We start from the raw sequence: 12,792 nt of genomic DNA on the forward strand, positions 1-12,792 counted from the left end.
TATGAAGCCACCCGACATTACCGCTATGTGCTCAGCGCGGTGGACGGTCAGCAGGCCGAACAGGAGGTGACCGACGTCAAGGGCGTGAAGACCCGCACCCTGCTCGACGGACTCAATCGGGTGGTGGAGGCATTCGGTCAGGGAGCCGACGAAAACAACCCTGCGGATTACTTCCGGATCTACAGTGCCGTTTATGACCATCGCGGGCTTATGGTTCAGGACACAGAGACGGACTGGCTGCCGACAGGCAACGATGATGAGCCCGCCCCGCGGTTGCGCGAGCTGGCCCTGACCAGCACCTATCAATACGACGACTGGGGCGAACAATGCCGCGTCACCAGCCCCGACGGAGTTTCACAGGTTGTCGAAAACGATCCTATACGACAGACCGTGCGACGCTGGATACAGAGCAGCGATACTCCACCGCAAATCGGCAGCATGAGCGAAACCCGAAGCAACCTCTTCGGCAAACCCGACTGGAACAGGGCACTGGATGCCAGCGGTAATATCCTGAGCCAGAACGATTATGTCTATGACGGCCTGGGGCGCTGTATTCAGGAACTCGATGCACTCAGCCACAGCACAAGCCTGCATTACGATGCCTGGTCCCGGCTCACAGGCACCACCCTGCCCGACCTGACGGTAGTGGAAAGGGACTATGCCCCCCACAGCAACGATGCCTTGTCGACCCACCTGCGGGTCAAGGCCGATCAGGCCCCTGATGCGATCCTGCTGGGCGAGCAACACTTTGACGGACTGGACCGGGCAACCCAGGTCAGGGTCGGCCCACGAATCACCCGCTTTCTCTACAAGGGAACGCAGTCACAGGTCGATGAATGCATCACTCCCGGCAACCACAGCATTCACTTCCAGTACGAGCCAGGTTTGACCGCTCAGCCCGTACGCACCCTGGCCGAGGATGAACAGGCTGACTTCACCTATGACTTCAAGACTGCGGCCCTGATGACGTCGCAGAACAGTCGTAGTCGTAGCGAGTTCGAGTACAACCGCAACGGGCAATTGAACGTGGAACGCCGTGTGGAAGACGGTGTAACCCGAGAAACACACCATGTAAGTTCCTTTGGCGGGCGGGCGTTGAGTCGTCAGGAGCCCGGCGGGCTGACGTCGGTCTATGAATACGATGCCCTGGGCCGCATCGAGTCCATCAGGCAAGGGCTGCTTCAGGCCGAACTCCACTGGTCCAGCCTGGGCCAATTGCAGAGTATCTTCACGACCGATACCGGCAGTGGCAACAGGCTGGAAACCCGTCTGCACTACAACGATCAGGGGCAGGAAACCGAGCGAACCCTCGAACTGACCGGGCACGACACCCGCACCCTGACCCAGGCATGGCGCAAGGACGGCCGATTGATTTCCCGTCACCTGCAAACCCCCACCCGTTCATTGCTCGATGAAAGCTTCGATTACGACGAGCGTGGTCGCCTCATTCTGCATGCCTGCTCCGGCGAGACACTGCCGAAGGATCGCTACGGTCACGGTATCGCCGAGCAACGATTCGATTTTGATGCACTGGACAATATCACGGTCCTGAACAGCACTTTCAGCGATGGCAGTACCGACCAGGCCCTGTTCGGCTTTGCCCCCGATGACCCTACGCAGTTGGTGAGCATCACCCATACCCATCCAGACTATCCTGCCAGCCTTTTGCTGGATTACGACGCCGATGGCAATCTGTTACACGACGAAAACGCTCAACAACTGATTTACGATACCCAAAGTCGGCTGCTGGGTGTGATCGCAACCGATGGCTCGGAAACCGTGCAATACCGCTATGACTCGCACCATCATCTGGTGGGTGTCCGGCACGGCAACCAGGATGAAGCCCTGCGTTTCTATCAGGATGAACGGTTGAGCACCTGCATTCAGGGCAATGAAACGACCAGCTATCTGTATGGCGGCAATCAACCGCTGGGACAACAGACCCAGGGCGATGAATCCAGAACCCTGTTGTTCATGACCGACGCCAAGCAAAGCCTGCTCGGTGAAAGCCAGCAGACCGACCTGCGCACGGCCGTCTACAGCGCCTATGGGGAACGCAGCAGCGACGACGGCCTGAGCAGCCTGCTGGGCTTCAATGGCGAAGTTCGCGACGAAGTCAGCGGCTGGTACCTGCTGGGCCGTGGTTACCGCGCCTATAACCCGACACTGATGCGCTTCCACAGCCCCGACAGCCTCAGCCCGTTCGGTGCAGGAGGCCTCAACCCCTATGTCTACTGCCTTGGCGACCCCATCGGTTTTATCGACCCTACTGGCCATATCTCGAAGGGGTTGTTTCAGGCGCTCAATATTGCCGGCATGGTGCTGGGCATGATTGGCACCGTGGCAACCGGCGGCGTGGTGGCACCGGCCTTGTCCTTGCAATTCGCCCTGTTCGCGGTTGCCCAGGCAGCAGGGGTGGGGGCAGTGGTAACAGGCGCAGTCGGCACCTTTACGCCGGACCGACAGGCCAAGAAAGTGTTAGGTATAACGAGCGCGATACTGGGTGTGGTATCGCTGTTGTTCGGGCTTGCATCAGTTGCGACGGGGACATCAAAGTGGTTTGGCAAAAGCATTGGAAACATTGATACATTATCGAGAAAAACTTCGATCAACTCATTGAGTACAGTGTCAGATGTAGACACTGCACCGTCTATATTAGCTTCTCCATCTATTCCCCGTTCATCTATTTCCCAGGCTTCCCGCTCATCTGTGGCAGCCTCCTCAGGGGAGGTTGATGAAGCTGCACTCTTGAAAATTATTTTTGAACGTCGTAAAAACTTCGACCCAACCCTTGAATTAGATAGTAACTGGAGTATGTCTTATCCGAGACCGCCATCACCACCACCGCCAACAACCGTTAGAACTGCTTCTGTGCAAACTCAAACGTCAACAACCGTTGAAACTGCTTCTGTGCAAACTCAAGCGCCACCAACCGTTAGAGCTGCTTCTGTGCCATCTCAAGCGCCAACAACAGCGGCTACTGCCTCACTACCTGAAGCCTCTCCAGTCCCACGCGAATTCGTTGAGTGGATCAATAGGACGGGAGGCCAAGTATCAACCCTCAACAAAACTCATAAAGCGGGAAATTTAAGGGAGACAATGGCTCATATTAGAAGGGACTCTCTTCCATAACGAGGATTTCCTTAAATTTTGATACATTCATCAAAAAGCCGCCCTACCCCACAGGTCAAGGCGGCTTTCAATACTCAACTCACCAACGTCAACTCCAGCCGCCTGAACTTCAAATATGACAACCCGCCATCGAAACTCACCTCGATATACGTCCAGAACTCGATATCGAGTTTCAACCGTTCCAGAAACGAGCGGGCCAGCAAGGCATTGAACTGCGTCGTGACTTCCGTCGGTGTGACCTCCCGGTCCGTGAACAGATCGAGGTACAGATCGCCCCCCGTGTTCTTGTCCACGCCTTCAGCCCACATGTGTACCTTTTGCCCGGCCGCCATGAACACCCACGGTATGATGAAGAAATCGGCACCACCGGGCACGGCCGAAAGGCGCAGCGTCTCGGGCGTACCACTGGCCTGCAAGCACTGCAATTTGGGGAATCGGGTATCGGGAATCGGCAGTATGTTCAATCGATAGGTCTCGGACGTCTTGACCCGGCCACTCGTCGGCGTCACGGTGTAATACACCTCGACCTCCCTGCCCGCGCCTATGTTGCCGGGTATTGCACTGGCCGGTATTGCATACTCGAAGCCACCGGCCTGGATGGGCGTGGTGGTGACATGGCTGGCCCCTGGCACGACTCCGGTCCAGTAGACCGTGACCAGGTCGCCGGGCTGCAGATCAATCTCCGCCGGAACCACCACCACGGCACCATCCGTGACCAGCAGCGGGTCCAGCGTCCCCTTGCCTCCACCTGACGGCAAAGACCGCTTGACCGAAGGTGCCAACAGAGGGATCGGCTGTGCATCCACGGTCAGCGCCGCGGCACGGGACAGCACGCTCAGGTTGCCAGCCCGGTCCTGAACCTCATAGGTCGCATACCGCTGGCCATCGCCACCGTTGATAATGACATCGCCGTCAATTTCAATGTCCAGGCTCATGTCGCCCTGGCTCAGGGTTTTCTGGCCCGCCAGCAGGGAACCGACCGGCGCCTGCTCCCAATACCAACTGACGGTGTCGCCGGGTTTGCGGACGAAATACTCGGGCACGGTGGCCGGCAGTTTATTGCCGTGATCCTCCAGATAACGGGCCGTGACCCTGTTGCCGATCAGGTCGGGGGGGAAAATCAGAGGGTCCTTGTTGCCGGCCAGCGTGGGCGGCGTCTTGTCGATGCTCACGGTGACCGGATCGGAGCTGTTGTGATTGCCAGTTGAAAGCGTGACCTTGTAGAACAGTACATGAACGCCCTCGCTCAGTTCGGCCAGAGGGATATCCGCGAACAGGATATCCGGGTCTGTGATGGGGGTCATGAATGCCTTGACGGTCACCTCCTCGCCATCCCAGTTCAGGGCCACCTTTTCAGACCGCCCCGGGATGGGCTCGCTGCCCACCCACAAGGGAAACGTCACTTTCAGATCGCTGTGCAACGCATCCAGTGGCAACAGATTGGTTTCCCCTCCCGGAATGTCCGGTAAAGCCCTTGGCACCCCTGGAGGGGCTAACGGTGCCATCAGGTCACGCGCATCCATGTCGAGTTTCTCCTGTAGACCCGGCCGGGCATATCGGGAAGGCCGATCGCCTTGCACAAAGGCACACAATCAGCCTGGCCATGGGGATCAAGGCTTCGGCGGCGGCACTACACAAAAAAACCCTCCCGGACGAACAACCGAGACAGCTTGTTTCTCGGGCATGGGATCGGACGGGACAGGCGTACCTCCGCCCACCGGTGTCACGGTATAGGAAACCTCCGCATACCCAGTCTCGATCGGCAGAATATGATCCGCATAGGGTTCGACAAGAAAGGTAAAACCATTAGTGACCTCCTCCTGCGTCAATGCCGGATGGGTATGGGTAAAACGGGTTCCGGGAATGGTCGTGGTCTCATCCAGCTCATACCCCTGCCATACCGCGGTCACCACATCCCCCACCTTCAAGTCCCTGTCTCCGGGAACCGCTACCCTGAAACCAAACTTTGCAGTTGGATTGTCATAGTCTTCGGAGTACAGGGACTCGCATGAAAGCGTCCTGTTACCGAGATCATCCTCATAGACGTCGGGAAAGCTGACAGGGTCGAACCCCAGCACCAGAACATTCACCTCGACGGGCGTGTCGGGAGATTGCTGGGGGTTATTACCGTCGGCACTGTTGATGGTGTAATACATCGGCAAGGCCGGGTTGTTGGCCTGGGGTTCAATGGCCGTCCAGGGAATGGTGAAGTCAATCAGATCGCCGGGCCGCTCATTGACCACCGTGAAATCATCCACAGGCGTTTCCTGGGTACCCCAGTACAACTCCAATACTTCAGTGGGTAGAACGGGATCGTAAAGGGCCACGGTTGCAACGATGTCCTTGCCGGCATCCTGGGGAGTGAGCACATCCTGCCCGCCTGCGGCACCGGTCAGGTGTATCTGGTCCAGATTCGGGTTGACCGGGTCGGGTTCATTGGGGTTTCCGGGGCCTATGGTGGAAAAATCGACCTCGATGTCCACGTATAACGCTGCCTGGGGAAACAGCAACGTCCCTCGCCTGACCTGATAAGAGACCCGGACATCTTCCTCGCCGGGACCGCCGGTGTATTCTGCTTTCAGGACACTCCAGGGGACGGGTATATAGGTGTCGCGGGACGTGGAGCCCGGCGCAACCTCTCCCAACGGTGTGGCCCCCCACTTCACCGCGATGAAAGAGTCCGCGGGATTGCTGAAAGCGGGGATAAGGACCTCCACGGTCATGTGAGCATCGGCCAGGTCCACCAGCGGCCCCAATGGAACCTGCGGGTCTTTCAGGTCGGCAGGCAAAGCCCCCAGTTGCACGTCCACCTGGAGCGGCTTGGAAATGGAACTCCAGTTTCCGGCCTTGTCGACCAGCCAGTACACCGCGTAGGTGGTGCCATTGGGCAGGGTTTCGATATAGGCCTTGGGAATCGGAATTTTCCGGTCCGCCGGTATCGTGACCGGACCGAAGACGGGGTTTGGCGTATCGGGTGTATCAGGCAGGCCGGGCCCCCAGAACACCACGACCCGGTCTTCAGGGTTGATATCGGCATACTCGGGCAGCGTGCAGACGAACTCGGTCACGCCTCCAGAAAACGTAGCGTCGGTAATCACGGTCGAGGGGGCCACCAGGGCCGCCGGAAGGGCAAGTTCGGGATTGGGGTTGTAATAAGGCGGCGTTCTGTCGATGACAATCGTACGGGGATCGGAATTGTTTTCGTTCCCCACACTGAGAGCGACAAGATATTCGAGCGTGAACGTACCTTCGTGGGGAATATTGCCCTGTGGCAAATCATGCTGCAGTGGAAAATCCGCGCCGGTTAGAGGGGCATTGAACCGCTTGATGTTGCTGTAGACGATCTGATCCTGACTGTCGATCAAGCTCAAGGTGACATCGGCATACTGAGTGCCCACCAGCGGGACGCCCCAATATGGAATTTTAATATCGAGGTCTGCCTGAAGTGCCGCGACAGGCAATAGCCCATCCGGCGAACCGGGAAGAATGGCATCGACCACTGGAGGAACAAGTTCATCTGCTTCTGAAGGATTGACTTTTGCTATCTGGCGTTTTGAACGTAAATACTCGCGCCGCTTTTGTATACCTTCCGTGATTCTGGCGGAATTCGACATGGCCCTCTCCTTGAGACTGACTCAATTGCCTTGCATTAATAGGGTGAGCAGGAGTCTTCCGTTCAAACGCCATCAGGCGCTGCATCTTTACCGTCTCCGATACTCGAACCACATTAAACGCTCACCCTGCCAAACGGGATACTGTCAGAAGTGTCAGTGTCTGCCGCGCCTAAAGTGCCCCCTTTCATTTATTCAATAAAAAAGGGAGGCAATTTCGCCTCCCCCTGATACAAACAATAACTACCAGTTATATCGAACGCCTACATTGGCCCCCCAGGGTTGTTCCAGTTTATCGCCGTTGCTGTAGTCGAAATCGGCATGTACTTGCAGACGATCCGATATCGAAACGGCAAGCCCCGCCCCCAGTTCACCACGGGACCCGGAAAGATCATTGTTGAAGACGTTGTCATTGACCCGGACGGCATTGTCCCTGGAGAACTCATGCACATAAGCGGCACGGAGGTAAGGCTGGATAACCTGACCATCGCCCAGATCGAAATTGCGCCCTGCCGTGGCGCCCAGCTTGCCGACCAGCGAACGGGTCACATCACCTTCGGCCCGCATGCCATTGTCCAGATCATAGTCCTTGCCCTTGACCATCAAGCCAGCCCACTGCGTATAGGGTTCGATGAAATAACCGTCATCGAGCCTGATATGTTTACCGAACTCGACGGAAGCCCCCACACCGGCATTGCTGTAATCGCCCTGTGTTTCGGAACCGTCGCTCAGGCGGACATCCGCCTCATTGCGAAAGCGGTTGAACTTGAGAACACCATCGAAGTAATAGCCGCTGTCCTGATCGAGCCAGGTCGTGTAGGCCCCGACATAGTAACTGTTCACCTTGCCGCTCGTGCCACGTGCAAGACTCAGGTCCGACTGGCTGTAGCCGCCCAACAGCCCGATCAGCCACTGCCCGTCACCCCATGGCATTGGCGCATCGGCACCGAAGGAAAGCCCTTGTTGCGTCTGTTGATAGCCGACACCGGAGGCCGCGCTGGCCTCGAACTTGTTGCCATAGGTGCGCAGCCAGCCACCGGGTTGTCCGCCCTTGAAGCGCAGTTCTCCCATGCGGCTGCGCAAGGTGGACAGCTCGCCGTGCCAGACCGTCGGTGCCGTATTGAACAACGCCAGTACAGCGCTGGTGCCAGAGCTGACCTTGCCAGTGCTGGCCAGGTACCAGTTGTTGGGATCCTGCTGGACAAGCTCGTAGGTGTAGGTCCCCATATCCACCGGGCCGTTGAGCAACGAAAACTGCGCGTCGCCGCTGCCGGTGTGCACCACATGCAGGGAAGAGTCCGCCAGCGGATCGGCACCGGTCGCCCCGACCAGCAGCGAGTGATTGCCGGTCGCGGTGCCCGTCACATCGAGAAAGTCGACCTTGCCCTGCGAGAAATCGGCATCCATGACGAAGGTGCCATTACCGGAGAGATTCTCCACCGACAACGTGTAGAACGCTTCCGGCTCACCCATCAGGATAAAACCGCCATCCATGGCCAGGTTACTGACCGTCGAGTCCTCGACCATGACCCACCTTGACGCGCTATTGATCGCCAGGCTGTTCAGGTTTTCGAGACGCCCCGTCAGAACGGAGCCATTGGACAGGGAAACGTCGGCCGTGCTGCCGTCTTCCGCGATCACGTCGCCGGTCAATGAACTCTGGTCCAGGCTCAGGTTCATCTTGCCACCGTCGGTCACCTGAACATTGCCCGTGAGCGCACTGCCTTGTACGCCTACGCTGGCCGTGGAGCCATTGACCTCCAGAATGTTTCCGTTACCGCCGACCAGGCTTGAGCCGTTACGGATGAAGATCTCCGTCGAGTCGACATCGCCAATGGGCGGGCCTACCACGATGGCGGCCCCGGTCTGTCCGATGACCTGGCTGTTGTCGATTTCAATGGTCGGATTGCCCGGCCCGGAAGAACCTGGACTCTGTGTAACGGAAATACCGTTCACTGTGCCGGAAATCACCGTGCCGCCCGTGGCATTCAATGCACCGTTGAACATATGGACACCCACACCATTGGCGCCCGTACCACTCACCTGACTTCCGGAGAGCGTCACGACACTGCCTACCAGTATGTCGATGCCGATGCCACTTCCACTGACGCTGCTGCCGGTCAACGTGGCGTTGGACCGGGTCACCCGCAGACCTGTCTCTCCACCGCTGATACTGCTGCCCGTGAAGTTTCCCGTGCTGTCCAGAAGACTGACGCTCACCCCTGACAGGTTGGACCCATTGACCTGGGTCCCGTTGAAGTTCAGGGTACTATCCCGTGCCTCTACAGCACCGGTGCGCGCACCCTCGGCATTAAGTGTTCCGCCACCTCTTACACTCCAGTCGATAGTGACATAAGAACTGTCTATATTCTTTGTTTCGCCAACAACAGACTCCTGCGCTGCAAAAGTATAATGCCCCATACATAATAACGGTGTAACCGATAGCACTCGCAGCGTCCTGTTTATAGGCACCCGCTGCGCAAGACTGTAAATAAACATGACATACCCCTTGGATTTATAATGCGATGACAACAGCGTTTACGTCATCAACGGCGCCAAAGAGAATAACAATACAAAACCCATATTCATGTAGGACCTTTCCCGGAGTAATGTAGCCCCATTCCTACATGTATAAAGTTCATAAACGATGAAACACCAATCAATTAACACTAAGAAATATCAACTTATCCTTATTCAGAATAATGGCTTCATTTTATTAATCAGCCGCTCCCGAATCCTTACAAATCGTTCTATGACGCTCGGTAAAAATATGAAAGCCCACCCCGGATACAACACACCGCTCACCCCGGGAATGAACATCGTGACAGGGAGAAACTGCTTTATTTCTGAAACACAGTAGTAGAAGAGACCGATGCCTGAGCCTTACAATCGCCGACTTCATACCGCGACCGATTTCTGCAAATGCCGACCTGCTCCCTCTACCCCTTGCACTATTCATCTGACCCCGCCGAATACTTCAAACGGGTTCGACACATGTCAGGTGCGGTATTGCTGGACAGTGGCCGCCCTGAAGCGGATCGGGGGCGATTCGACCTGTTCAGCGCAGAACCGCTGGAGCAACTGGTCGTCGAGCCGGGTGAGTCGGGCACTGCTTTTCTGCAGAGGCTGCGCGACAGCCTGGCGCGCCTGGGCCTGGCGCAATTGCCTGATGAAAGCGAGCTACCGTTTGCAGGCGGATTGATCGGCTACCTGAGCTATGACTTCGGCCGTCGCCTTGAACCCTTGCCGACCTGCTCCATCGACGACCTGCAATTGCCCGATGCCCGTTTCGGTCTGTATGCGTGGGCAGTGATCAGCGATCATCAGGCCGGCACCACACACCTGATGTGTCACCCGGCCTTGCCGGAAACCGAACGCCTGCGCTTGCTGGACCTGTTCGGTCAGCCGGGCGGGTCCGCTCCTGAAGAGTTCCGGCTGACAGGCCCGTTCCAGGCCGATCTGACCCCACAGGATTACCGCTCGGCATTCGCACGCATTCAGCATTACATCCAGGCGGGTGATTGCTATCAGGTCAACTTTGCCCAACGCTTCCAGGCTCGCTGCGAAGGCGATCCATGGGCGGCATACTGCGCTCTGCGCAAGGCTTGCCCGACTCCGTTCTCCGGTTATCAGTCATTGCCCGGCGGCGATGCGATCCTGAGCCTGTCACCGGAACGCTTCGTCAAAGTCAGCCATCGAGAAGTCGAAACCCGCCCTATCAAGGGCACCCGGCCACGGGGCCGTGACGCAACAGAAGATGCCGCTTATGCGCAGGAACTGCTTTCAAGCCTCAAGGACCGCGCCGAAAACCTCATGATCGTCGATCTGTTGCGCAACGATCTGGGCCGCAGCTGCATGATCGGCTCGGTGAAAGTCCCCGAGCTGTTCAGCCTGGAAAGCTACCCGAATGTGCATCATCTGGTCAGCAGCGTGACCGGCGAGCTGGCGGCAGGCAAGGATGCCCTGGACCTGATTGCAGGCAGCTTCCCCGGCGGCTCGATCACCGGAGCCCCGAAAATCCGTGCCATGCAGATCATCGACGAACTGGAACCCACCCGCCGCGCCCTTTACTGCGGCTCGCTGATGTACCTGGACGTGCGCGGAGAAATGGACAGTTCCATCGCCATCCGCAGCCTGCTGGTCAAGGACGGGAAGATTGCCTGCTGGGGCGGTGGCGGCATCGTCGCTGATTCCGACTGCGAGTCGGAATATCAGGAGTCGTTCACCAAGGTGCGGGTGTTGCTGGAGACCCTGGAAGGGATTGTTCGCGAATGAATTCGCTCCTACGGTAGGAGCGACTTCAGTCGCGAAGAGCATTTCTACAGAGAAAGATCCCGATTCGACGCCTTGATGAATGCCTTCTTCAGGTCTTCAAAGGTATGCACGGCCGGGAACTGCGGGAACTCGCGAATGACGTTTTCCGGCGCATGGAACAGGATACCCGCATCGGCCTCGCCCAACATGGTGGTGTCGTTGTACGAATCCCCGGCAGCAATCACCCGGTAGTACAGGCTCTTGAAGGCCAGAACCGACTGGCGCTTCGGGTCTTTCTGGCGCAGTTGGTAGCTGACGACACGGTCCGTCTCATCGGTGATCAGCCGATGGCACAAGAGGGTCGGGAAGCCCAGCTGGCGCATCAAGGGCTGGGAAAACTCATAGAAGGTGTCCGACAGGATCACCACCTGAAACCGCTCGCGCAGCCAGTTGACGAACTCGACCGCCCCGTCCAGCGGCTTGAGCGTCCCGATCACTTCCTGGATATCCGAGAGCTTCAGCCCGTGCTCGTCGAGAATGCGCAGCCGCTGCTTCATCAGCACGTCATAGTCGGGAATATCCCGAGTCGTCGCACGCAACGATTCGATGCCGGTTTTTTCGGCAAAGGCAATCCAGATTTCCGGAACCAGTACACCTTCCAGGTCGAGACAGGCAATTTCCACGGGACACTCCTCGATAGGGACTTCACGTTCAAAAGAACCGGCACTCTAGGGGCTGTTGCCGTTTGAGCGCAAGCCGCATGACAGAGCCATCCCCAAACAGGCCACTGTGCGATGGATTTTGTTACCATTGCCACCATCACGAGCGCTTAAGCGCCACTCTTGTACTTAGGAAGCCGCCTGATGAGTCATCCTTTCGACGTCGCGGAACTCGCCACGACGTATGCCAACAAGTCTGCCCAGGACATTCTCAAACTGGCTTTCGCACACTTCGGCGACGAGCTATGGATCTCCTTCAGCGGTGCCGAAGATGTGGTGCTGGTGGACATGGCCTGGAAGCTGAACAAGAACGTCAAGGTCTTCAGCCTCGACACCGGTCGCCTGCACCCGGAAACCTACCGATTCATCGAGCAGGTCCGCGAGCACTACAAGATCGATATCGAAGTGGTCTCCCCGGATCAGCGCAAGCTTGAGCCTTTCGTCAAGGAAAAGGGCCTGTTCAGCTTCTACAAGGACGGTCATGGCGAGTGCTGTGGCGTGCGCAAGATCGAACCCCTGCGCCGCAAGCTGAGCGATGTAAAGGCCTGGGCCACCGGCCAGCGACGCGACCAGAGCCCCGGCACCCGCAGCGCGGTCGCCGTACTGGAAGTAGACAGCGCCTTCTCGACACCCGAGCGCACGCTGTACAAGTTCAACCCGCTGGCACAGATGAGCAGCGAGGAAATCTGGGGCTATATCCGCATGCTTGAGCTGCCTTACAACAGCCTGCACGAGCGTGGCTTCATCAGTATTGGCTGCGAACCCTGCACCCGTCCGGTATTACCGAACCAGCACGAACGCGAAGGTCGCTGGTGGTGGGAAGAAGCGACGCAGAAGGAGTGTGGGTTGCATGCGGGGAACTTGATTACCAAAGGTTGAGGAACAGCACCCTCTGGATATATTCCCTGACGAGGAGCGTGTTTGTTACTGGGTGGGTCGTTTAACTTGAGGCCGCCTTGCGCCTTGACGGCGCCCTACTTTGTTTTCGGACAAAGTAGGCAAAACCATTGCTCCGGGTTCGGCCCAGGGTTCCTTCGTTCCGGCGCTGATCCGGCGGTCGCCACAATGGGCCATCC

Annotated in this window: 7 protein-coding genes; 3 read left to right on the forward strand and 4 right to left on the reverse strand. The window is 57.6% G+C overall.

The features are described from left to right. On the forward strand, window positions 1-3,132 hold a 3,132-nt coding region (locus ACIPY9_RS13340), incomplete at its 5' end, for an RHS repeat-associated core domain-containing protein (protein WP_400701611.1). Window positions 3,133-3,206: 74 nt separating this feature from the next. On the opposite strand, the gene ACIPY9_RS13345 is transcribed toward ACIPY9_RS13340, so the two are convergent. The 3 genes from ACIPY9_RS13345 to ACIPY9_RS13355 all read right to left on the reverse strand — a co-directional run bounded on the left by ACIPY9_RS13345 (window position 3,207) and on the right by ACIPY9_RS13355 (window position 9,242). Further along, on the reverse strand, window positions 3,207-4,655 hold the full coding sequence (locus tag ACIPY9_RS13345) for a hypothetical protein (RefSeq protein ID WP_400701614.1): 1,449 nt from the start codon (window positions 4,653-4,655) through the stop codon (window positions 3,207-3,209). 87 nt (window positions 4,656-4,742) lie between these two features. Next, on the reverse strand, window positions 4,743-6,746 hold the full coding sequence (locus ACIPY9_RS13350) for a hypothetical protein (protein ID WP_400701617.1): 2,004 nt from the start codon (window positions 6,744-6,746) through the stop codon (window positions 4,743-4,745). A 240-nt stretch (window positions 6,747-6,986) separates the two neighbouring features. Further along, window positions 6,987-9,242 (reverse strand): autotransporter outer membrane beta-barrel domain-containing protein, encoded by a 2,256-nt coding sequence (locus ACIPY9_RS13355; RefSeq protein WP_400701620.1) that lies wholly within the window; start codon window positions 9,240-9,242, stop codon window positions 6,987-6,989. 423 nt (window positions 9,243-9,665) lie between these two features. Between ACIPY9_RS13355 and pabB the strand changes: the two genes are divergently transcribed. Beyond that, complete coding sequence (gene pabB / locus ACIPY9_RS13360; RefSeq protein ID WP_400701622.1) at window positions 9,666-11,018, forward strand: aminodeoxychorismate synthase component I; 1,353 nt, start codon at window positions 9,666-9,668, stop codon at window positions 11,016-11,018. Between the two features lie 44 nt (window positions 11,019-11,062). Here the strand turns inward: pabB and thrH are convergent, their stop codons facing one another. Beyond that, window positions 11,063-11,680 carry a bifunctional phosphoserine phosphatase/homoserine phosphotransferase ThrH gene (gene thrH / locus ACIPY9_RS13365; RefSeq protein WP_400701625.1) on the reverse strand — a complete coding sequence of 206 codons (618 nt, stop codon included), beginning with the start codon at window positions 11,678-11,680 and terminating at the stop codon, window positions 11,063-11,065. A gap of 180 nt (window positions 11,681-11,860) precedes the next feature. Between thrH and ACIPY9_RS13370 the strand changes: the two genes are divergently transcribed. Beyond that, on the forward strand, window positions 11,861-12,595 hold the full coding sequence (locus tag ACIPY9_RS13370) for a phosphoadenylyl-sulfate reductase (RefSeq protein WP_400701628.1): 735 nt from the start codon (window positions 11,861-11,863) through the stop codon (window positions 12,593-12,595). The last annotated feature ends 197 nt before the right edge of the window (window positions 12,596-12,792 follow it).

It is taken from the genome of Pseudomonas sp. NPDC089734, assembly GCF_044748865.1.
GTDB lineage: Bacteria > Pseudomonadota > Gammaproteobacteria > Pseudomonadales > Pseudomonadaceae > Aquipseudomonas.

Coding starts and splice junctions, on each gene's coding strand:
- ACIPY9_RS13345 (WP_400701614.1), bottom strand. CDS start 4,655: ATGGATGCGCGTGACCTGATGGCACCGTTAGCCCCTCCAGGGGTGCCA.
- ACIPY9_RS13350 (WP_400701617.1), bottom strand. CDS start 6,746: ATGTCGAATTCCGCCAGAATCACGGAAGGTATACAAAAGCGGCGCGAG.
- ACIPY9_RS13355 (WP_400701620.1), bottom strand. CDS start 9,242: ATGTTTATTTACAGTCTTGCGCAGCGGGTGCCTATAAACAGGACGCTG.
- pabB (WP_400701622.1), top strand. CDS start 9,666: ATGCCGACCTGCTCCCTCTACCCCTTGCACTATTCATCTGACCCCGCC.
- ACIPY9_RS13370 (WP_400701628.1), top strand. CDS start 11,861: ATGAGTCATCCTTTCGACGTCGCGGAACTCGCCACGACGTATGCCAAC.